Origin of the sequence: Fibrella rubiginis (assembly GCF_017353185.1) — a bacterium.
GTDB classification, from domain to species: Bacteria; Bacteroidota; Bacteroidia; order Cytophagales; family Spirosomataceae; genus Fibrella; species Fibrella rubiginis.
This window is the reverse complement of the sequence record NZ_JAFMYV010000003.1, coordinates 528,752-549,244: the sequence shown is the minus strand read 5'-3', so window position 1 is coordinate 549,244 and position 20,493 is coordinate 528,752. Positions and strand designations below refer to the sequence as shown.

Annotated in this window: 19 protein-coding genes; all 19 read right to left on the bottom strand. The window is 59.8% G+C overall.

Translation table 11 applies throughout. The annotated features are described in order from the left end of the window. Positions 1-55: 55 nt before the first annotated feature. Positions 56-3,043, bottom strand: coding sequence for a T9SS type A sorting domain-containing protein (locus J2I47_RS09145; protein ID WP_207364255.1), 2,988 nt, complete (start codon positions 3,041-3,043; stop codon positions 56-58). Between the two features lie 27 nt (positions 3,044-3,070). Further along, a complete protein-coding gene (locus J2I47_RS09140) occupies positions 3,071-4,936 on the bottom strand; it encodes a hypothetical protein (RefSeq protein ID WP_207364254.1) in 1,866 nt (621 codons plus the stop codon). Further along, complete coding sequence (locus J2I47_RS09135) at positions 4,933-5,832, bottom strand: hypothetical protein (protein ID WP_207364253.1); 900 nt, start codon at positions 5,830-5,832, stop codon at positions 4,933-4,935. Before J2I47_RS09135 ends, J2I47_RS09140 begins: the two co-directional genes overlap by 4 nt. A 7-nt stretch (positions 5,833-5,839) precedes the next feature. Further along, positions 5,840-7,264 carry an OmpA family protein gene (locus tag J2I47_RS09130; RefSeq protein ID WP_207364252.1) on the bottom strand — a complete coding sequence of 475 codons (1,425 nt, stop codon included), beginning with the start codon at positions 7,262-7,264 and terminating at the stop codon, positions 5,840-5,842. Positions 7,265-7,282: 18 nt separating this feature from the next. Next, on the bottom strand, positions 7,283-8,497 hold the full coding sequence (locus tag J2I47_RS09125) for a hypothetical protein (protein WP_207364251.1): 1,215 nt from the start codon (positions 8,495-8,497) through the stop codon (positions 7,283-7,285). Positions 8,498-8,515: 18 nt separating this feature from the next. Beyond that, on the bottom strand, positions 8,516-9,397 hold the full coding sequence (locus J2I47_RS09120) for a DUF302 domain-containing protein (RefSeq protein WP_207364250.1): 882 nt from the start codon (positions 9,395-9,397) through the stop codon (positions 8,516-8,518). 170 nt (positions 9,398-9,567) lie between these two features. Then, positions 9,568-10,530 carry a hypothetical protein gene (locus J2I47_RS09115; RefSeq protein ID WP_207364249.1) on the bottom strand — a complete coding sequence of 321 codons (963 nt, stop codon included), beginning with the start codon at positions 10,528-10,530 and terminating at the stop codon, positions 9,568-9,570. Beyond that, on the bottom strand, positions 10,527-11,030 hold the full coding sequence (locus J2I47_RS09110; protein ID WP_207364248.1) for a hypothetical protein: 504 nt from the start codon (positions 11,028-11,030) through the stop codon (positions 10,527-10,529). The genes J2I47_RS09115 and J2I47_RS09110 overlap by 4 nt, the downstream gene beginning before the upstream one ends. 18 nt (positions 11,031-11,048) lie before the next feature. After that, positions 11,049-11,351, bottom strand: coding sequence for a PAAR domain-containing contractile injection system baseplate protein (locus J2I47_RS09105; RefSeq protein ID WP_207364247.1), 303 nt, complete (start codon positions 11,349-11,351; stop codon positions 11,049-11,051). Between the two features lie 88 nt (positions 11,352-11,439). Then, complete coding sequence (locus J2I47_RS09100; RefSeq protein ID WP_207364246.1) at positions 11,440-12,591, bottom strand: hypothetical protein; 1,152 nt, start codon at positions 12,589-12,591, stop codon at positions 11,440-11,442. Between the two features lie 101 nt (positions 12,592-12,692). Next, on the bottom strand, positions 12,693-13,544 hold the full coding sequence (locus J2I47_RS09095) for a TssN family type VI secretion system protein (RefSeq protein ID WP_207364245.1): 852 nt from the start codon (positions 13,542-13,544) through the stop codon (positions 12,693-12,695). Positions 13,545-13,596: 52 nt separating this feature from the next. Continuing rightward, a complete protein-coding gene (locus J2I47_RS09090) occupies positions 13,597-14,544 on the bottom strand; it encodes a hypothetical protein (protein ID WP_207364244.1) in 948 nt (315 codons plus the stop codon). Continuing rightward, positions 14,544-16,367 (bottom strand): type VI secretion system baseplate subunit TssF, encoded by a 1,824-nt coding sequence (locus tag J2I47_RS09085; RefSeq protein ID WP_207364243.1) that lies wholly within the window; start codon positions 16,365-16,367, stop codon positions 14,544-14,546. Before J2I47_RS09085 ends, J2I47_RS09090 begins: the two co-directional genes overlap by 1 nt. A 25-nt stretch (positions 16,368-16,392) precedes the next feature. Further along, on the bottom strand, positions 16,393-16,827 hold the full coding sequence (locus tag J2I47_RS09080) for a GPW/gp25 family protein (protein WP_207364242.1): 435 nt from the start codon (positions 16,825-16,827) through the stop codon (positions 16,393-16,395). A 46-nt stretch (positions 16,828-16,873) separates the two neighbouring features. Beyond that, positions 16,874-17,284, bottom strand: a complete 411-nt coding sequence (locus J2I47_RS09075; RefSeq protein ID WP_207364241.1) for a hypothetical protein — start codon at positions 17,282-17,284, stop codon at positions 16,874-16,876. Positions 17,285-17,293: 9 nt separating this feature from the next. Continuing rightward, positions 17,294-17,824 carry a peptidoglycan recognition protein family protein gene (locus J2I47_RS09070; protein ID WP_207364240.1) on the bottom strand — a complete coding sequence of 177 codons (531 nt, stop codon included), beginning with the start codon at positions 17,822-17,824 and terminating at the stop codon, positions 17,294-17,296. A 13-nt stretch (positions 17,825-17,837) separates the two neighbouring features. Beyond that, entirely contained in the window at positions 17,838-19,652 is a 1,815-nt protein-coding gene (locus tag J2I47_RS09065) for a type VI secretion system Vgr family protein (protein WP_207364239.1), read from the bottom strand. Positions 19,653-19,691: 39 nt separating this feature from the next. Continuing rightward, a complete protein-coding gene (locus J2I47_RS09060) occupies positions 19,692-19,997 on the bottom strand; it encodes a hypothetical protein (RefSeq protein ID WP_207364238.1) in 306 nt (101 codons plus the stop codon). A 91-nt stretch (positions 19,998-20,088) separates the two neighbouring features. Beyond that, the gene (gene tssD / locus J2I47_RS09055) at positions 20,089-20,481 is read right to left on the bottom strand and encodes a type VI secretion system tube protein TssD (protein ID WP_207364237.1); all 393 of its coding nucleotides are present in this window, start codon (positions 20,479-20,481) and stop codon (positions 20,089-20,091) included. Between the last annotated feature and the right edge of the window lie 12 nt (positions 20,482-20,493).

The window sequence follows — 20,493 nt, the reverse complement described above, 5'->3', positions numbered from 1 at the left end:
GATGGTTGTCGGCGGTGAGAATACGTTGGTGCATGGCTCCGTCAATTTGTACAGGTTATTGCTTAAGCAGGGTACTTGTTTTGCGTTGAGCGTCAGTAGTTTGCAGGTCGGCGAAAAAAAGACCGGCGGCTAACTGGCTAAGGTCTACTACATCGGTTTGCTGCTGGCCGGTGCCCGTTCGCTGCACCTGCCAGGCCACGCGACCCGTCAGGGTTATCAGCCGGAGCGTGACACCCACCCCGGCGGGGGCCTGCCAGGCGAGGGTACACTGCGTGGTGGCCGGGCTGGGATAGAGCAGCAATGATAGCAGGGGGCCGGGAGCCGGTTCGGTAGCCAGGGGTTGCTGAATCGTGAGCGTGTAGGCATTACCTACGTCGCCGGTACCACAGTCATTGCGAATACCCAGAAGCTTGTAGGTGGCCGTGGCGGCAGTGGGGTTGGGCGTCACCCACTTCACAAACGGCGTGGTTTCGGTGGTGATGGCCTGCCCGTTCCAGAGCGTGAATGACCAGGGTCCGTCGCCCGCCAGCCGAATTCGGATGGCGGTGCTGTCGTAGGCAAACACCTTGTCGTCGCCGCTGAGCGTGGCTACGGCCTTGGCCCGTACCCGCACCACTACGGCTGTGGGGGCGCTTTCACAGCCGTTGCGGGTCTGGGTGACGTAGTAGGTCACGTTCTGGCTTTTGTCGGTGGCGGGCGTAATACTGGCTTGCGCCGGGCTGCTGCGGTCGGCGGTGGTGTACCAGCGGAGGGCGTCGCCACCGGCCACGAGGGCCGTGGCCGGGTCGTTGACGCAAAAATCTTTACCGGCAGCCACGGATTTGTCGGGTACGGGATAGACCGTGGCAATCAGCTTGGCGCGTGGGCCTTCGCAGGCCCCGAACCGCTGGCTCACCCAGTAGGCTTTCTCACCCAATGTGCCCGTCTGGGGTGTGAGGGCTGTTTGTGAGGTGCCATTCGTTTCCTGTTCGTACCAGCTCAGGCCGTCGCCGGTGGGGGTGAGCGGTTTGGCCGTCTGGTTCTGGCACAGTGAAACCGGCACCACGCCGGGTGCGCCGGGGGTATTGCGCACCTGCACGAGCAACTCCACTTTCTTGCTTTCACAGCCGTTGCTGGTTTGCGACACGCGGTATTTGATGTCGCCGGTTTGGGTTGTCGATGGCGTAGGAGCAGCGGCCAGGGCGGTGTTGCCGTTGGCGTCATACCATTTTAGATTCTGCCCCAAGGCAGTTACGGGCGTGGTTGTCTGGTCTTTACACAGCAGCACCAGGTTGGTGGTAAACGTGGGGTCGGGCGAGGCAAGGTTGATGGTCTGGTCGATTTTGGCGCGGGGACCTTCGCAGCCTTTGTCGGTCTGACTCACCCAGTAGGCGGTGGTGCCGGGCTGGTCTGTGTTGGGCTTGAGCGTTGCCGTGCCGCTGCCCCCGGTTTCGGTGGCATACCATTTCAGATTCTGGCCGTTGGCCGTCAGGTTGGGGGCGTCGGTATACTGGCAAACGGCGGCGGGGTTAGCTACAATCGGGGCGGCGGGTGGGGCGTTGACCGTAACGATAACGGTGGCTTTGTCGCTGCGGCACCCATCTTCTTCCCGGTCTACCTTAAACGTCTGTGTCCCCACGCTGCCGGTGCTGACCACGGGTGTGCTGCCATTGCCGTTCCAGAGGCCATCGCTGCTGTTGAACCACCGCAGGTTGTTGCCACCCGCTTGCAGGGTGTAGCTGGGATCATTCTGACACAGGCTTTTGGGCTGCACAACGGGCGCGGCGGGTTTGGCTTTCACCTTCAGCGTTATACCCACCCGCTCACTTTCGCACCCACCTAGTACCTGAGCTACCGAATACCCGTAGCTGCCGGCCGTACCGGTGCCCTGTGTGGGTGGTCCTGCCAAGCCATTACCGGCAAAATCAAACCATTTCAACGTGCCGGCCCCCGTGGCACTGAGCGTTACGCTGGCCTCGCCCTGGCAAACCGTGGGGTTGGTGTTGGCCACAATGGGCTTGTCGGCTTTGGTAATGGTGATGGCTGCTGACCGGGGGACAATAAGCACGTTTTGATCGGGAGTGGCCGGGGCAGCAATGATCCGGATGCGGTAGTTGCCCGCCGCTACACCGCCCGGAATAGTAACAGCGGTGGTAGGCGTACCCAGGGCACCCGTTGCCAAGTTGATGGGGTTACCAAAATTGCCGCTCGCATCGGAGAGTTGCACAATTGGTTTGAAGTCCGCCTGTAGGCGAATGCTACTGTTGCCCGTGGCGTATTGTGCGTTCAGCGACCCACCCGCGCAAACCGATGTTTTGTCCAGAAACGTACTCAGTTCCAGCGGTGTGGCTGTGACAGTGGCACTACCACTGACGGTGTTGGGACCGGGGCAACCGCTGGCATCGCGCAGGTTTCTGACGTAGACGTTGTTATAGATTATGGGTGTGCTGAAGGTGGGCATCCGGGGCGTGATGGCATAGGGTAAGGTGTTGACGGTGGCCGTGCGCAGGAAGCCCGCACTGCGGTATTCTTCCGAATAATCGTTGTAATCAAACGTCCAGGGTGCTGTGCCGGTGAGGCTTATGTTGATAAGCGCGGGCGTACCAGCGGTGATGGTGGGATTGCCCGAAATGGTGAGCGTCGTGAGGGGTTTAAGGGTAAATATGTTAGAAAAAAAGTCGTTGAAGTAAACGTCAGACTGCGAGACGATGAAGACTTTGTACGCGCCTCCAGGCAGCGTTTTGGGCATTGTGAAATCTGCTGACCGGTTGTTTTTTCCTCCCGAAGTCGATACAAATGATCCGAGGTTGTAGATGACAGCTACTGCCTGGTCGTATTCTGCCTGCGAACTGGGTGTTTTAGGGTAAGATGAGAGGTAGAAGTGTAACGCATATTTATTATCTGCCGCCCGTGTATCATTGACGTTGAATTTAAGCGAAGCCGAAGCCCCCGGACAAATAGGCGTTGGTATCGTCGACGTCATCGTTATCGTGGGTTGCCCCAATGCGCAGAAGGAGCCTGCAAGGCCGCTTAGCAGCAAGAAAAAAAAGCGAAACGTTTTCATGGTGTGGAGGTATAAAAGGGTACATGACTATTTCTTTTTGCCCATTTTTCCCGCTCTGAACAGGGTGCGGATACCGTTGACGGTGAGTCCCAGGCCAATAACGCCGCCGCCATAGACCCCGTAGATGGTAGGGCTGCCGTAGCTGGTCAGCGACAGGGTTTCCGGCCCCGGCGGCACCGGCCGTTGCGAGAGTTGGCGGTAGATCGCATAGTCGGCAATGAGGGCCCCGGCTCTAGTCTGGTAGGCATCGTAATCTTTTTTTATGCCCGAATACGCTACGTAACTGCCGCCCAGCGCCGCCAGACCACCCACCACCTGAAGCCAGCCGCGCAGCCGCATAGCCGCGATCATGCGCCGTTGCTCCCCCGAAATGGCCTTTTTTACGTCGGGTGAAACCGACAGAGCGGCTGGTTTCTGCACGATTGGCTTGGGCAGTTTGGGGGCGGGCTTGTCAGGGGTAACGGGTGTTGGCTCAGCCACAACGGGTGTAGCCTCGGCCAGAGCAGGTTTTTCAACCGCTGGCAATGCTGGTGGCGGCAGCGGTTTTTCGATGGCTGGCAGTGCCTGTTTCGGACCTTCCATCACAACCTTCGGAACGACCGGGTCAGTCGTAACTGGTTTATTGTCAGCTTCTTTGGAGCTTTCGCTGGGTTTCTCTGCCACTATTTTCGGCGGCTCCGGGGTGGGCTTGACAAGTGCCGGCTTTGGCGGTTCTGGCTTGGTGAGAACGGGTTGGGCGGGCTCGGGCTTTGTCACTTTTGGTGTGTCGAAAGCCACTGCCGGGCTGGCAACAGTCGTGCTGACGGGTTCGATTTTGCGCAACTGTGGACCTTCGGCGGGGGGTAGGTAGCCGGGTGTCACAACAGGGGGGGCGGGCTTGGTAGCCAGCGAACGGATGGTGTCGGATTTGGGCTGTACCGGCTCCACCCGTGCGAACCCCAGCAGGTCGCGGTCGCGGTTGGTAAACGTGAAGGTGGCCTTGCTCTTGTCGTTGAAAACAATGCGGTTGCCGTCAAGCTCGTATGACCCGTCGTCGCGGTAGCGGTACTGCCCCAGCGGCAGGCGCGGCGATTCTGTTTTGACCACGTCGAGGGCTTGTTTGTTCGACCGGATCGTGGCGTTGAACTCGTAGTCGCTCTGCCGATAGACCACCAGTGGTTCCCGAACCTCGACGGGGGGCAAGACCACGGCTGCGGTCACGGTGGCTGGCAATGGTGCGGTCGTTTGTGCTAACCCCGCACCGGGCCGTACAAACAGGATCTGCCGGATGTAGATCTCCCACTTCTTGTTGACGCGCGTGGCCTGTAACGTAGCCACCCGATTTACGGTCTGGTAGGCCCGCCCTGATTTATGCTTGCCCATAAATCGGGCATCAAAGTAAACGTCGATGCGCGCCGAAGCCGAATTTTCGGCAATCACGTCGGTCAGGCGGACGTTGCTGACCACAAAACTGGGAATGTCTGAATCCGGATTTTTGGGGTAAAACGAGATCAGATCGCTCAGGTACTGCCGCACGGGCTTGTCTACTTTGGCGGTGGCTCCCGTATGGCTGGGGTCAACGTCGTCTTCCAGGATGACCTCATCGTTCACAAACAGTTGCTGGTTCAGGCTATTGGGCAGATAGCTGTTAAGAATCATCGACTTAATGTCTGCTTCGGTGTTGATGTCGAGCGTTAAGTTGTTGATGACCAGTGGAAAATCTTTGGTTATGCGCGTTAGTGCCTGCCGCTTTATTTCGCGTTTGTCGCTGTCTGTCAGCGGCTGAGTCTGCGCCCTGCCCAGCTGCACCAGCAGGCACAGGCCACCCAGCAGCAGCAGCTTACGCACAAATGCGGCTGCCGCAGCCATGGCCGCGTGCGTAGATTGCCACAGGACGTGCTGGTGCTGGTTCATGGCGCGGGGCAGTTGGTATAATAAAATTTTGCGCGTTCGCCGGTGCTGCTGGCGTAGCCCAGGGCATAGCCCGACGAGTTGTAGGTGTAACGGAACGTGGCCCTTTCGGCTACCGTCAGCACATTTTTTACAAACTGATTCAGCACGTAGCCCGTCAGCAAACCAGGTTTGCCGCTCCCGTCGGGCGTGAGGGGGATGCCCCGAAACAGGAGTTGGGTGTTGGCGTAGAACGTACGGTCATCAGCGTAGGTGTAGGTTGAACTGGTCAGTTTGCTGAGGGCTGGTTCGTTATACGTTTTGACCAGATGGTGGCCCTGCGCATCGACTGTAAACGTCTCGAACACACCGTCGGCATGGGTGTAGGACGTCACGTAGCCCGTGGCGGGGTCAACCACGAAGCGCTCGGTTGTTTTGGGCCGGGTGCGGGTAGCCAGTTTGCCGTCGGGCTGGTAGGTAAACTGCTCCCGTACGCTGCCCCCGGCGTCTTTGATGGTCAGGCTTTTAATTGCTTCGCCCTCGTAGGCGTATTCGTAGGTGTCGCCGCTACCCTGGGTTGGGGCAATTTTGGCGATGCGCTTCGGCGACCCCTCGTAGGTGTAGGCATACCGGACCGTGCCGCCGGGCGTTTTGTCTTCGCGGGCGGTCACGTAGCGGGTGGTGTCGTAGGTGTACGTGCGGGTGAGGCTGCGCTGTCCGGTCTGATCTTCTTCATAGGCCTGCGTCAGGCTGCCGAACGCATTGTACAGATACCCCTGCCGACTGACCTTGCCGTTTTCGCGGATGATCTCGACCAGCCCAATGCGGCACGCCGCCGGAATAATGGGCAGGTCGGGTTCCTGGTGGCAACCGGTTAGCAGCAGCAAGCCCACGAAGCAAAGAAGTAGCGGTCGTTTCATAACGAGCTTAATTTGAGGTAGTTGGCGTTTCGGCAAGGGGGCGTGCAGGTATCAGTTTCAGCGTGACGCGGCGGTTGCGGCGGCGGCTCTCGGCGGTCGAGTCGGCCCCCACCAGAAACCGGCTGCCATAGCCCATCACCTGTAGCCGTCTGTCGTCGACGCCCTGCCAGTGGAGGTAGTTAGCGGCCACTTTGGCGCGGAATTCGCCGAGGTACTTGTTCAGTTGTTCATCGCCCAACCGGTCTGTATGTCCCACCAGCCGCAGGTGTACATCGGGATGTTGTTGCAGGTAAACGGCCAGTTGTTGGAGCGTGGCGCGGGTGGCGTCGGAGAGGGCGTAGCTGCCTTCGTCGAAAAAGAGCGTCGGCAGGTTATCGGTTAGCACCGGTGCGGCGGCAGGCACCTCGCCCACAATGGCGGGTGTTGCCGTGACCGACGCCGGGCGTACCGGACTGGCCACGACGGGCGTTTTGGGGCGGGTTGTGGCTTTCTCCGGCAGGGTAATGGTCTGCACGTTCAGGCCAGGCGCAATGGTCAGCGTTTGCCGGTGTAGCACCGCCTCTTTCTGGTCCAGCAGCAGCAGTTCGTAGCGGTTTGGCCGCAGATCGGCAGCCGCAAAGGTGCCGGGCCGGTCGGCTACTGAGGCCAGCAGGATGGGTGCCTGTTTACCGCCGTTGCGCAACACCGCCCGCAGGGAAACCCCCGTCTGCACGGGGCTGCTTTGCACCGACAGCAGGACCAGCTCACGCAGCAACCGCACGGTATGGTGCAGGTCCGGGCCGCCTAGCTGTTCTACGCTGATGTTGCCCTCATAGGTCTGATAACCAGCCGATTTAACTTCAATGGCTACGATGTCTTTGTCCCTGAAGTCCATGCTACACTGGCCGGTAGCGTCGGTGTCGAGGCAGGTTTTTTTGCCCGTTTTGGTAAAAAACAGGCATACCTGCGCCCGCAATGGCGACTGCGCCAGGGCGTCGGTCACGGCAAAAGTGCTGTGTTGCACCTGCCCCGATGCGTTGGTGCCGGCTGGTTGTACGTAGTGTTTCTGCTCGGTTTGAAGGTAGGGCCGGTCGGTGCCCTGCCGGTCTACGGCCACCAGCGGAATCACCACATACACGTCGGCGGTGGGGGTGATCGTGGCCAGGTTGAGCGGCAGCCGCTGCGGACGGTAGCCGGTACGTTCAATGAGCAGGGCCGTGGCGGTGCAGGCAATATCAACGGCAAACTGACCGGTTCCTTCATCGCTGGTGCCCAGCACCTGCCTGCCCGTTACAGACCGGGCCGACAGGCTGGCTGCCAGGGGTTTATGCGTTGAAAAATCCTGTACCACGCCCACCAGCCGCACACAGACTCCCGCCCTGAGCCACGAACCAGCAGACAAAGAGACCACCTGGCCGAGCAGACACCCACAAAATAGGATCAACGTACGCATAGCCATTCGGGATGACGGTTACTGACTCGACCCCACGCCGACGTTGCCAAGGAAAACCTGCCAGTTCAATTCCTTTTGGCCTTCAACCTGTTTCTGGTAAGGCTGTAGTTTCACCCGCACGTTTTTCTGGGTCACGTCTTTGTACGTCACGTTGTCGGCTTTGCCGTAGCCCTCGAACGTCTGCTGACCGGTGATGATGCCGTAGTAATTGCCGTCGGGGGCCTGGGTCAGTTCTTTCACATACTGCACTTCTGTCCAGGCTACTTTGGTGTAGGTGTAGGGTAGCAGCTTCAGCCGGGTCAGGTAGGTCCTGACGTTGTAGGTGCGGGGCGGGGCGGTCTTGTTGGCCGACGTTACCTGGATCGTGGCGTTGGGCATAAACAGGCGCGTAGCTTCGTCGATGGCCCGGTCCTTGTCGTCATTAGACATGCTCTTATCAGTAATGACGGTGATGTACGACACAAACTGATCGACCCGCTGAACGGCTTTGGCCCGGTAGGTAACGTACTCCGATTCGCTCAGCGACGCCCTGGTGTCGGCGGGCACGGCGTCGGGTGGCGCAGTGGGCTGGCTGACTGCTGGCTTGGCCGGTCGGGTAGGGGCTGGTGGCGGCGTAACGGCCACCGTCGGTGGGGCCGGCGCGATCACCGGCACAGGGGTCGGGGGCACCGGTGTTTCGGGCGTGAGCTGCGGGCGCAGGGAAGCCAGAATCGGGGCTAGCTCGTTGGGGTCGGTCAGCACCTGATGCTTGCCGTCGCGGTAGAAGATCATCAGCAGTTCGTTCTTGCTGATCGACGCGGCTCCGCCCGCAACAGGCTGGTAATTAACCACTTCGTTGCTTTCGTATGAAATATTGCCGCGCAACACTTCCAGCGGTACCCGCCTGATCATCAGGTCGGTTTGGGCTTTGCGGGCCGGAGCCATCAGGAAATCTTTCAGCTGCTGATCGGCCTGCGGAATGTCGGCACTGATGTCGCTCATGACCAGAAAGTTGCCTTCCTGCGTAAAAGCCATCAGCACGTCGTCGCGGCTGTAGTTGTGGTTGATGAGCGTTTCGCCACGCTTCACCGTAAACTTTACCCGGTTGGCGGTCACTTCCAGCAGTTGGGCATTGTTATAGTGACTGCCGTTGGTAAAATACACCGCGTCGCCGGCGGGGCCAACGGTGTTCTGAGCGCCAGCCGTGCGCATCACGCACAGCCCGGCGAGGCATAGAGTCAGGTATCTGAACATGGTGTGGAGTGGATGCTGTTAGTTGCCGAACAGGTAGCGGATGCCAAGGCCAAAGGTGGCCTGAGTGACCTGGGGTGCCCCTTTTGGTGCATCGGCGGCCATCGTCGTGAAGCCGTAATCACCCTGGGCGTAGATCGTCAGGGCCTGGCTGAACCGGGCGCCCAGCTTCAGGTCGCCCCCAGCGTGGAAGGTGCTGACGCCCAGTTCTTTAAACGAAGCGCTCTCGCCCTCGGCGGTGATGTTGATGCCATAGGCACCATACGCCCCCAGTGAGTAGAACAGGTTGACAGATTTACCCTCTTTGTAGAGGGGCACGATAGCCAGGGTCACCACGCCATAGTTGAGAGCCGTAGTAATTTTGCTCTCGGTACGGGAAAAGCGCAGAAACTCGACCGACGGGGCCAGGGCTATGCTACTGCCCAGGGGAATTTCGGCGGTGAGACCACCCCGTAGGGCCATGCCCATGTCTGAGTTGACCACCGAGCTAAGAAACAATCCCGCACCCCCGCCAACGGTGAGGCCGAAGCGGGTTTTGGCTTCATTTGCCCTGGCAACGGGTGCCAGGCGTGCGGCGGGTTGCGTCCGGCTGGCCACCATGGCCGTGGGGCGGGCGGGTGTAGTTTTCGCGCCTTTGCCATCAAACCGTTCTACTTCGCCGTTGGTGTAGCGGACGTAGCTGATCTCCGACTTTTTGACGCGGTAAAGTGCCCCTTGTGGTGCCGACGTCTTGCGGTATGAGACACTCGTCTCGTCGATTTCGCTGATGAGGGCATCAATGACCGTATTGTCGTAGCGAACAATCTGGTCGGGTCGCCGATTGGCCTGACCAAAGCCGGTGAGGCTGGCCAGCAGACCGCTAACGACCAGCGTCAGGGTCAGGAGGGTACGGAGCTGTTTCATGGTAAAGTGGATTGTGATTGTGGTGTGGATAGAAAAGAACAGGTCATGGACAACCCGCCCGTGGTAAGCACAGGTCAAATGTCGCCTCCTGCCTCACCGGGCGAATCCCATAAAAAGGGGATGTAGCGCGGTACTGAGTGAGCGGTAATACCCCACCCGCTGCGGCGGGGTTATTTCGCCAGGTCGATGCGAATGGGGCGGTTGAGTTTGATGGTAAGTGAACTGCCGCCCGGCCCGCCCACGTCGAGGCCGGGGGTATTGGCCTGAAGCTGGAAGGTAAACAGCCCGTCGGCCACTGAAAACTGGTCGTCCTGCTGGGTGCGGTCGGTGTAGTTGATGCGCCAGGGTGTGTTTTGCGGAGCCGAAACGGCCGTGATCCGAAGGCCCGGCGGGGCAGCGTAGAGTTCGTAGCGTTCGGTGGTTTTGGCGAAGGTGTTGTTGTCGCCTACCTCGAAATAGACGCTCAGGATAATCCGCTTCTCGTCGACGACGATCACCTGCGCCGAGGCGTTCACCAGCGGACTGTTGTTGCCAAACTCGCCCGACCCCCGCACCAGCAGTGGTTTAAATGGCCCGAAATAACCCGTGAAAATGGCCGGATGCAGGTTAGTGGCTTTGCTTTCCGCCGGTGGTGGGGCCGGTGGTGCGCCAGCGCCCCCACCGGCCGCTGCGGCGATGGCTTTGTTGAGGCCAGCCAGGGCGGTTTGTAACCCCAACTGCTTGGCTTGCAGGTCGGTGCGTTGAGCGGCGAGTTGTTGCAGTTCTGGGTCCTGGTTCTGGAGGCCGTCTTCATACTCGGCTACCAGGCGGCGGTAGCTGAGGGTGGCGTTCAAAAAAGTGGGTTCGGTAAACTGACCATCCAGGGCGTCGGCCTGACTGAAGAAGGTGCGCAGCCACGGCTGGTCGATGGGGGTGCCCTGGTTGAGGGCCGCCAGGTGCAGGTCGGTGCGGGTTAGCTGCTGACGGTAAGTCGCCAGCCGCCCTGCCGACTGCATTTTTTGTTTGTCGGCCAGGGTGGGAATGGTCCGAAATGACACCCAACTGCACAGGGCCAGCAGGGTCAGCAGCGTGAAGTACGACAGACCAAACCGAAGTTGTCGGCGGGTGCGTTCGGTGTAGTTTTCGGGTTTCATGGTCGTTGGCTGGCTTTCATGGCACGGAGGTTATCAAGGCTCGACTGCTTCATCAGCACCTGAGTTTGCAGGGCCTGCACGGCCGTGTTGAGGCCGTCGACCTGGAGTTTCAGCTGTGCTTTTGTTGCTATACGGCTCTGCCGGTTGGTCGTTTTCAGGGCTACCAGATCCATCAGTTTCTGGTAGTTGTGGCCGGTGGTGCCGGTAATCTGGCTGAAGAGGGTGTCGGGTCCGTAGCCTTTCTGCAACCGGCCAATGGCTTCTTCAAGCTGAAAACGCACCGCCGAAAACTCACTGGCTTTCTCGACGGGGTCTGTCTTCTTCAGCTGCCGATACAGGCTGTCGGCCAGTTGGGCATCGGTCAGGAAATGGACTTCCTGTGCGGGGCTGATGGTTTGCCGCCCGGACGCGCCCTGTCCGGCCAGCCAGTAGATGCCGCCTACTACGCCAAGGCCCAGCCCCAGCGTGACCAGCAGGAATTTGACAAAGGATGTGTTCATGAGCGTGTGGAGCAGTTGTTAGCCGCCAATAAAGACCGTAAAAAAGCCAGTGACGATGCTGCCGCCATGTACGGTCTGATCACCCATGCGGGCGGCGGGCTTGCCACCAATCATCACCGACGTAGACCCCACGATGATGGAGTCGGGCGGGCCAACGCACAGGCACAGGTCGCCCATGCAGGCGGCGGGCTGCCCCCCAATAAGCACCGTCGGGTTGCCGGGGGGCATAATCGGGCCACCCACGTGCGGAATAGGTGGCAGGGCAGGGGTGACCATCGGGCAGATGTGCATATCGCCCATTCGGGCTGCTGGCTTTCCCATGTTGATTGTGAATGAATGAGTGATTGAGTGAATGGTTGGATCGGGACGCGTAGTACGCTACGCGTCCCGATCCAACCATTCACTCTAGTTATCGGCTCCAGAATCCCGTTTTGGCGGCGGGGGCGGGTCGTGGTAGTGGTGTTTCCTGTTTTTCGACGAAAAATTCGTCTTTCGATTTCTCCAGATAATTCAGGTCGCTCAGCTTGGTAAACAGCTTGATCAGGCATTCATCAAGCCGGAAAAAAGAGGCCAGCACCGGATGACAATCAGCGTGTTCGTAGGGCGTATCAAGCATTTCCTGGATGGCCGTTTCCCACTGTACGGGCGTGATGGGCGTCCAGTTTTTGATGTAGTTGAACATGGCTTCGCGCTCCCGGTCGGGGGTGCTCTGGATGGCGATTTGCAGCGTCCGGGCCAGCCGCTTGCCCACCGCCACCAGCCCCACCGGCGACTCGTGCAGGCCCCGCAGCTGAAACGCGTCGAGCTGATCGCCAAGGCTATACAGGCAGGCTTCGGCTACGTAACCGATGCTGGTGGCCAGGGCGTTAGGCTGCCCCGACCGGGCGTTGGTGCGCACCCGAACCAGCACAATGGTGGCGTAGTTGATAAGCCCGCTCAGGTGTTCGCGCAGGCTATGGTAGTAGTTGCGGTAGTCGGCCAGCACACCCACCATCCGGCAGGGGGGCAGGTACTCTTTGTCGAGGCTGAACACGCCGTTGGCCAGCAGCAGCTTACCCACGGGCAGGTGATAGGCCGCCGCCAGCGACGTATGGAGGCTCCCCGTGGGCACGGCGTTAAGGCGCAGTTCGGGCCAGACAAACGGGTAGCGCAGCGGCTCCTCAACGGGGTCGGGCTGCCCGTGCGGCTGCGGGTTGAAGGGGTTGGCCTCAACAATCACGTACCCCACCGTCTGCCCCAGCTTACTCCAGGCCTCGCGGACGGGGCTGAGGGGCAGGTGAAGGGCGTCGGCGGGGTCGGTGCTTAGTTCAATGCGGGCACCCCCCGGCGTAATAGCCCGGCACACCGACACCACTACCGACTGCCCGTCGCAGGTGATGCGCAGGGGCGATTCCTGCCCGGCGGCGGCGGGCAGCAGGCCATAGTCGAGGCCCGACAGCAGCGAACCGGCCGTGTCGCGGGCCAGCTCACGGGTGGCATCGTCGGTAGCCAGGAGGTGATCCCGGGTGATCTTCATGCCGTCGGCCCAGTTGACAGGCCAGTGGGTGATTGGGGGAAGCATGTCTTTTGAGTCTTCTGGTTTGAGTTTACTGTTTACTGTCTTCGGTTTACTGTTGATGAGGGTACCAGGTTGCTTTGTGCTCAGCAACAGTAAACCGAAAACTAGTTTTCCACGCTGCTGACGTAGCTACGGGCTACTATTGTGGCGTCTGTTTTAAGGTGACTACGACTGAGCGACAGGCTGGGGTCGAGGTAGGATTTAACGAAACCACCCAGCCGGGGGCGGTAAAATACCCAGCCTAGCAGGCTGCCTTCGGTGTTTACTTCGTGATACTGAATGGGGTGTTCGGGATCTTCTTCGTGGTTGTGCGAATAGATCATGTAGTGAAACAGGTCGTGCAGCGTCCGGTCAATGGGCGCCTTCACGGTGTAGGTTGTGAGGGCGGGCTGATCGGGTGCTTTGCTCACCTGCACGTGCAGCCGGATGGTGTCGACAAGTTCAATCAAGGGCACTTCGCGGTCTACGGGGTAGAACCATTTGCGGTACACCCGCGCCGGAATGAGCACAAAGGCTTCGTAGGCCAGCATGAATAACAGGGGCAGGAAAAACGGGAGCCAGCCCAGCGCCAGTGCGGGCAAAAATGGGCCTGCCGGGTGCATCAGGCCATAGGCCAGTGTCTGGGTCACCGCCATCAGGCTTGCTACCAGACCTGCCAGGGCCAGTTCGTCGCTGATAGGGCTGGTGCGGAGCCACGCAAACTGCTGACGGCTCATGACCAGGTGCCCCATACCGAGCACCAGCACCATGCCTTCGAGCCAGTAGAACGCCATCGTCACCGACTCCATCCGCGACAGGCCCGCGCCCAGCCCACCCGCCAGCACCAGGGCTGCCAGCAGGTAGAGGCCCATTTTTTTGGTCAAAACGTCGGTCCGCCGTCGCAGTATCAGGAGCGTAAGCGCCGCCAGCCCAATGCTCAGCAGACTGGCCAGCGTCAAGAGAAGATCAGTTGTCATGGGAAAGAAGATTAATAATTCATCACCGCGGCGGCGGACCGCTCATCACTTATCATTCATCACTAATCAACGCTGTTGTCATACCCAGCCGACCGGCGGTTGGGGAGTTGGCGAGAGAGAAAAAGGCTCCTTTGGCGTCGGGCAGGGGTACCACCAGGTAATCGGCGTCGGCGGGGAGCAGGTACCCGGCCAGTAACGAGATATACCGCCAGCCAATGCCGTTGGGCAGGTAATCGGCCAGTTGGGCGGGGGGCAGTGGGCCAATGGCTAGCTGCACCACCCCGCCATCGTCGGCAGGGTCGTGGCTGGGTGGCAAAATCCAGTCGATCCCCATTCGCATGGCCCCCAGGCGGGGTGTCGGGCTGGTGTCGGTCCGGTCGGAGAACCGCACTGGCCGCAGCGGCGCGCGGCGTGGGCCATGGGTAATGTGCACGGGCACCTGCAAAAAGCGGGTGAAATAGGCGGCCGTTTCGGGCCAGTTGCCCACCACCCGGTGCGCATTGATCCAGATAGCCAGCAAACAAACCTGCTGCCGGTCGGTGAAGGTGAAGCCCCGTACAGACAGCAGCCAGTCGAACACCTCCTGCCAGATGGGGCCGGTGGCTTTGGTCAGCGTCTGGGCTTCCTGCTGCTCGATCCGCACCCGCTGCCGCATCACTTCCTGCTCGGCGGGTAGCCAGAACTGTCGGCCCTGCTGCTCTTCCTGCCGCAACCGTTTCGACAGAGCCGCCGGTGTTTCGGTGCGGCCCGACGCGGCTCTGGGCGGATGAAACAGGGCTTCGGGCAGCATGTCGTAGAACCCTTCACGGCTGAGGTCAACGTACCGCCTATCGGCCTCGCCGGGCAGGGCGTCAACGTCTTCAACGCTGAGCACGTCGGGGCTAAACGAACGGGTAAACGTACCCTGTGGCCGCACCACCACATTGGGGTGATCTGGTCTGGCGAGTTGAAGAGCCAGCCATACTTCGGCTCGAATATCGGTAGCTAATGGCTTGTCCATCAGGCGGTTTCGGGAATAACGCGTATGGGCAACACCCCTGCCCAGAGGCCATCTATCTGCGCGGCTACCTCGCGGCACCAGTGTTCTTTTTCATCGGCGGCCAGCACCCGTCCTGCCCGAAACGCCAGCCGCACGTCGAGTACGCGGGTGAGGCCCTGCCGGGCTTCGGTGCCCACGGCTACACTCTTCTGAATCGTGGCCCCCGTAATCAGATCGGGGGCCGTAGCCAGGGCAATGGCCCGGAGGTCTTCGGCCGTCAGCGCCCGGCCCCGTGTGAGCAGCGTACGCCGAAAAGCGGGTAGACTGGCGGCGTCGTTCAACCGGGCCATACCACCCAGCAGGGGCTGAAGCAACGACACCGGGCGGTCGCGCCGGAGGGCGGGCGAGGTGGTATCGACCTTAGCCGACAGGGGCAGGCGGTTGGCCCGGTCGGCGGCGGTGGTCCAGCAGCGCACAAACAGCGTGCCCGACGTGGGGGCGTTGTTGATGATCAGAAACGGCGTTGGTTCGCCGGGGAGGCTGGCGGCGGGGGGCAACTGCTGCCGGATGCGCTGCATGCTTTTCTGAATGTCTTCTACCTGCCCGCGCAGTGCATCGTAGCCCAGGGGCAGAAACGCGGCACTGTCGTCGCGGAGCTGATCGAGGGTGTGCTGCACCAGGTCTGCAGCCTGCCGACTGTCGAACCGGCCCACGCCCCGGTGCCGCAGGGTGTAGGTACGCCGGGTAGGATCGTCGCCCAGGGTGTGTGGCGCGTAGGTATTACCTTCGCTGTCAGTTACTTCCACTACAGCCAGCAGGGGGCGGTCGGTCTGGAGCGGAAACACGTTGAGGATGTCGTTCAGACGAAACGTGGGGGTGCTGGCCTGGATGTTCAGCACCGGAAATGCGTTGAGCAGACAGTCGGTCTGCTGGAGCATGTCGGCGCTGAACGTGGGCGGAAACGACACCCGCAGCCACGTCAGCGGGGGCAGCGTTTGCAGTAACGCCGCATCGAACGAGTCGGTCAGGATGGCGGGGGCGGCACCAGCGGGACCAACGTCTGTGAGCGTGACGGTCACAAAATGCGGGCGGTAGTAGCGCTGGGCGTGTTGCTCCAGTTCGTGCAGGTCGGCCGTGTCGGTTGCCCCGTTGTCAGCTGGTTCGGGCTGTAGCGTGTGGATGGCCGTCAGGGGCCGGGCCGGGCTACCTTCCACCTGCCACCCTGTCTGGCCAAGCTGCGCACAGTACTGCATGGCGTTGGGCTGATTTTTCCAGTTAAAATAGAACCGGGCAGTGTTATCTGATTCACTATCAGCGTATTGCGACTGAAGTGGTAAATCGAGACCCAGCCAGAGGGTGTATTCGGGCAGGCGGCGATGCGGCGGTGCCGAGGCCACGGGCGTACGGTTTTGCTGGTCGTCGAGCCGCCAGAGTTGTGCCCCGGCAGCCCCGCAGACCACCCGCCCGTTGAGGAGCGAAAACCGACCGGCGGGTAGCAACCCCAGTTCGTCGCCGGTTTGGGGGTGGCGCACCGTTAGTGGCATGTCGTGGGCGGCCACGGCCCGGTTTTCGGTGGGCTGGGCCATCAGCAGGCCGTGGGCTGGTCGCGGACCCGTTACGGTTTCGGGCAGCAACACCTGCACCAGCCGCTCCAGAATGCGCCCCCGCGACGCCAGAATTTCGCCATATACCCGCTCCGACTCAGCCGCCAGCGTACCCAGCAAAAGGTCTACCAGCGGATCAAACGCGGTAGTGTCCAGCTGGTTGTCGCTGAGGCCCCAGAGGCGGGCGGTGTCGCGCAGCATCCGGGCTTTAATCTGGTCGCGGGTATCGAGGCTATTCATGGTGGTTAGCTTCAAGAAGATGTCGTTATTCGCTGGCAACGGGGTTGATATACAGGATGAATGCCAGTTCGGGCAGGGCTTCGTCGGTGGCGAACAGGGTGCCCCCCACCCGGATCGTGAGGCGTTTGCGGGCACGGACAGGCCCGCCGTCCTGGTCGGTTTCGTCGAGGTCATCTACGTCTACGTAGACGCGGGTGGTGATGAGGCGTTTTTCATACCGAAGAATCAGCTGGGCAATGGCCTGTTCGGTTTCACCTTTCCAGATGGTCGGGTTCGTGATGGCGGTGTAGTCACCCTGCCAAACGGCGCTACCCATCAGCGGGTCGAAGCGGTACTCACCCAGGCGTGTAGCCAGCAGCAGGTCGATGTGCTGCCGAATGGCCTCCACCACGGGTACTTTGGGCAGGTGGCGGGGTTGCATCAGGCGGGCCAGCGGGGCCACAAGTGTGTAGGCGTTCATGGTGTCGGTGTGTTATGTGCAGTGTGCGGTAGCACCTGTGCTGCCTTCACGAGTGCGGGGTGCCAGTAGCCTGCCAGGGTTTGCCCACTGTTTTGTCAGCGCGTCCCAGGGTAATCTGCCTGATGTAGCCGTCTCGTGTTAGCCGTATGTGACACCCACCAAAACCCGACGACCGGATGGTGATGTGCAGGTTATCGTCGGGGTCCGGGTCGTCGGGTCGGCCACCCGTATGTTGCGGGGCGTTGATTTGCCAGCCACCAGCCGTCATGTCGATCAACAGGTCTTTGGCGGCTCGTCGGACTACCCCGTGCGTAGATTCTCCCTCGTAAGCCAGCTTAAGCAGCTCGATCACCTCATGCGTATTGATCGGCCTGACGGCAGAAACACTCTTCCGCTGCCCCCGCTTATTGCTCTCACCATTGAGCAAAGCCTTGTGGTAGTCTATCTGGTCAGCCATAGCCATTAATCAGGGAATATCGGCGGGTGATGCCGAAAAGGTCAGCATGTATTGGGCAATGGATAGAATCGTGCTTCGCTGCTGGATAACATGGGTACCCGGACAAAGCTTATGCCCTGTCTTACCCATCGAATGATAGCCCAGTCCCTCATCGCCAGGCTTGTTGGCTATCACCAGCGGTATTCCGTATTCCTCTGCTAACCAGGCGTATAAATACCCTACCGTGTATAGCTGCGCATACGTCAGCGCATCACCGGGCGAGGCCGAGCACTCTACGCTGATGTAGTTGGTTGACCATTCCTCGGCCCAGTCGTGGTACTTGGTGTCGATAAACTGCCCGAACCTGCCGTTTGTCTGCACCCCGAAGTGAGACGGAAATGGGTTGCTTCCACCAGGACTAAATGTGGATAAAATGCCCTCCAGCGTATTATTCCGGGAGTCGGTAATGTGTAAGATCAATCCTTTCGGATTAGCGCCGTTTCTGCGCGGTTCCTGCTTTGTCTTCACAGGCATCCATTGGGCGTAGGAGCAAATAGCCATGTCGAATCTGGGTTTAGTTGATCATTACCATCGTGCCTTTCAGCATGGCCATGGGGCCACCATCCAGTTCCAGCATAACATCGCTACAGATCTTGGTGCTGGTCTTACCATTGACGGTTGTGGTCAGGCCGCCGATGTCGGTTTGATTGCCCGACAAAGAGGCCGTACCCTTGGCATCCAGGCTCATGTTGCCGTTGACCTGTATGTCGGTATCGCCTGCCTTCACGTTCCAGGCAGTTTTGGCGTCGATATTTACCTTGTTGGCTTTCAGGTTGATCGTGTCGGCTTCGAGGTTGATCGTGCCCTCACTTTTTACGGTGATGTGCGTGTTGTCCAGCGCGAGCCGGATGTGGTTTTTCTTGTCGCGGTTATACAGGCTGATAAACTCTTTGCCCGCTTCGTCGCCAATAACAAGGTGGTTGCCGCCCCTGGTAATGATGGTTTTGTAGTGATTGTTCTGCGAATAGAACTTGTCCTGCCGCACGTTTTTGTGGTAGGTCACCCCCGCCACAATGGGCCGCGCCGGGTCGTCATTGTCGAAAATGACCATAACGGTCGTGTCTAGTTCGGGTACGAAATACATGCCCTGATCTACGTCGCCGTTGTAGGGTGTCAGCACCCGAATCCAGGTTGAACCCGTAGCGTCCTGCTGCGCCGACTGCCACAGAAACAGCACCCGCACCCGGCCCAGGTGTTCGGGGTCGTCGTTATGCAGAATTTTGGCTAGCTGGGGCGTGGCGCGTGGCGTATAGAACGATGGGTTGGTCCGAAACTCGACACCCGCCGGAATGGCCTCGAACCGGTTGCTGTAGCCCCCGCCTAGATCGGCCTCGTGGCTGATGCTGATGATGCGGTACTGCCCGAAACTGGCCGTGCGCCGCCCCTGCAAACCACTCTGTTCGCCCACACTGATTACGCTGCCCACCTTCAGCCCCACGCGGTTGCTGGAGCCGCTGAAGATGACCGCATTGGCCACCGAGGCTTTCTTTTCGTAGCCCGCAAACAGCTTCGCGTCGGCGTCGGTGGGGGCAGGCAGCGGGGGCCGACTGTAGGTGCGTTCGGGATAAAGCTGCTCGGCTTTGTCGATCAGTAACTGGCCGTATTCACCCAGCCCGGCCACCTTTACCTCTTTCGAATGGCTGCGGGCCTGCTCCGAACGGGTGGGGTCATAGTCGTCTACGAAAAACTCCCCGCCGGGCAGGTCCATCCGCATGTCGAAGGCACTCATGTCCTCGCCAAACAGGAGCTTAATGGGTGGGTCGCCGGGTACGTCGCCGAAAATCGTTTTCTCGCCGTCGAAGTAGAACCAGTTGCCCGTGGCGGCGGCAAAGCGGTGCAAAAAATTGTAGCTGCTCTCGTCGAATTTCACCACATAGTCTTCCTTGCGGTTGTTGCGGGGTTTCACGGTGGGCGAAAGCAGGTCGCGGTCGTATTCTTTCAGCACCTTATCTACAATGGCCGCGTGGTCTTCCTGATAATAGGCCCCGTAGCGGGTGCCCTGCTCCAGCAGAACAGATGCGCTGAACCCCCTGATCACCACCGCATTGCCCGACGATGCCTGCTTGGATAAACTCAACTGGGTGACGAACCCTTTGAACACAAACGAGTCGCCCGCGCCCTGCTGGTACTTGATCGTTACCCGTGCCGTTTGCCCAATAAACTCCTTCGACTTGTTGATGGTCATGCCGCCCTCGCCTTCCACTTCCTCAATGGGCACGGTCAGCTCGAACGTATGGTGCTGGTCGATCCACTGCCGGATGCTGACCCGCGAAAAAATCGGCACCTGCTTCCCGCCGATGTCAATGCGTACAGTGGTTAAGTTGTTCATGGTGTGGAGGTTAATGAAAAATAACGGTAAGCTGCCTGGTCAATCTTCGCTGAAAATGGCATCAACAGGATCACGACCGTGCTGCGAAAAATGCTTGGCCGCTTCACGAATAAGTCGGTCGCCACCCTTCATGACCTGGGTGATCATGGTTCGGCCCAGCGCAAACCCGACCACGATAGCGCTGCCCGTAAGCAGGGGGCCACTGCCCACGGCAGCCAGGCCAAAACCCGCGGCCATAGCTACTGGCCCGTATTGCGTTGTCTTCTCTTTGGCGTATTCCCAGAGACCTTCCAGCTGGGTTTCATCCGTGACACCCGCCTTGCCCATTTCAGAGTTGAAATGCACTCTGTTTGATTGCTCTTCCCACATAGGACTCTGCTAAACTTAAACCTATAAGGCCCGTTTTAGAGGCCTTATAGGTTTGGTAGTCAGCGTACTACTTCGCCCACTTGTTCTCGTGCGAGGCCCCGCCGACGCTCAGTTTGCGGGCCGAAATCACCACGCTCGTGCTCATGGGCGAGTTGTTGCGGGCGTCCATGCTTTCGGAGTAGCCCGTCAGAAACGCATCTTCAAACTTCACTTCCTTCATCGGCGAATCTTCGTCCTGTTTGAAGAAGGTGATGCCCCCGCTGAACTTCTTGTGCGGGTCGATCATCAGCTCGAATGCCTTCGACTCTTTAGTCGATTCAAATTCGGCGTTGACCTGCCCGCCCATCACGTCGGAGGTGGGCTTGCCGGTGGTGTAGTCGGTGTTCTGACCGAGCGAGTAGCTACAGTGCAACAGACGGAACTCCTGCCCGTCGAGTTTTAAAAAGGCCTTGAATGCCATGGCGGTAATTGG

Excerpts from the sequence above, each read along its gene's own strand:
- J2I47_RS09145 (WP_207364255.1), bottom strand. The coding sequence starts at position 3,043 with ATGAAAACGTTTCGCTTTTTTTTCTTGCTGCTAAGCGGCCTTGCAGGC.
- J2I47_RS09140 (WP_207364254.1), bottom strand. The coding sequence starts at position 4,936 with ATGAACCAGCACCAGCACGTCCTGTGGCAATCTACGCACGCGGCCATG.
- J2I47_RS09135 (WP_207364253.1), bottom strand. The coding sequence starts at position 5,832 with ATGAAACGACCGCTACTTCTTTGCTTCGTGGGCTTGCTGCTGCTAACC.
- J2I47_RS09130 (WP_207364252.1), bottom strand. The coding sequence starts at position 7,264 with ATGCGTACGTTGATCCTATTTTGTGGGTGTCTGCTCGGCCAGGTGGTC.
- J2I47_RS09125 (WP_207364251.1), bottom strand. The coding sequence starts at position 8,497 with ATGTTCAGATACCTGACTCTATGCCTCGCCGGGCTGTGCGTGATGCGC.
- J2I47_RS09120 (WP_207364250.1), bottom strand. The coding sequence starts at position 9,397 with ATGAAACAGCTCCGTACCCTCCTGACCCTGACGCTGGTCGTTAGCGGT.
- J2I47_RS09115 (WP_207364249.1), bottom strand. The coding sequence starts at position 10,530 with ATGAAACCCGAAAACTACACCGAACGCACCCGCCGACAACTTCGGTTT.
- J2I47_RS09110 (WP_207364248.1), bottom strand. The coding sequence starts at position 11,030 with ATGAACACATCCTTTGTCAAATTCCTGCTGGTCACGCTGGGGCTGGGC.
- J2I47_RS09105 (WP_207364247.1), bottom strand. The coding sequence starts at position 11,351 with ATGGGAAAGCCAGCAGCCCGAATGGGCGATATGCACATCTGCCCGATG.
- J2I47_RS09100 (WP_207364246.1), bottom strand. The coding sequence starts at position 12,591 with ATGCTTCCCCCAATCACCCACTGGCCTGTCAACTGGGCCGACGGCATG.
- J2I47_RS09095 (WP_207364245.1), bottom strand. The coding sequence starts at position 13,544 with ATGACAACTGATCTTCTCTTGACGCTGGCCAGTCTGCTGAGCATTGGG.
- J2I47_RS09090 (WP_207364244.1), bottom strand. The coding sequence starts at position 14,544 with ATGGACAAGCCATTAGCTACCGATATTCGAGCCGAAGTATGGCTGGCT.
- J2I47_RS09085 (WP_207364243.1), bottom strand. The coding sequence starts at position 16,367 with ATGAATAGCCTCGATACCCGCGACCAGATTAAAGCCCGGATGCTGCGC.
- J2I47_RS09080 (WP_207364242.1), bottom strand. The coding sequence starts at position 16,827 with ATGAACGCCTACACACTTGTGGCCCCGCTGGCCCGCCTGATGCAACCC.
- J2I47_RS09075 (WP_207364241.1), bottom strand. The coding sequence starts at position 17,284 with ATGGCTGACCAGATAGACTACCACAAGGCTTTGCTCAATGGTGAGAGC.
- J2I47_RS09070 (WP_207364240.1), bottom strand. The coding sequence starts at position 17,824 with ATGGCTATTTGCTCCTACGCCCAATGGATGCCTGTGAAGACAAAGCAG.
- J2I47_RS09065 (WP_207364239.1), bottom strand. The coding sequence starts at position 19,652 with ATGAACAACTTAACCACTGTACGCATTGACATCGGCGGGAAGCAGGTG.
- tssD (WP_207364237.1), bottom strand. The coding sequence starts at position 20,481 with ATGGCATTCAAGGCCTTTTTAAAACTCGACGGGCAGGAGTTCCGTCTG.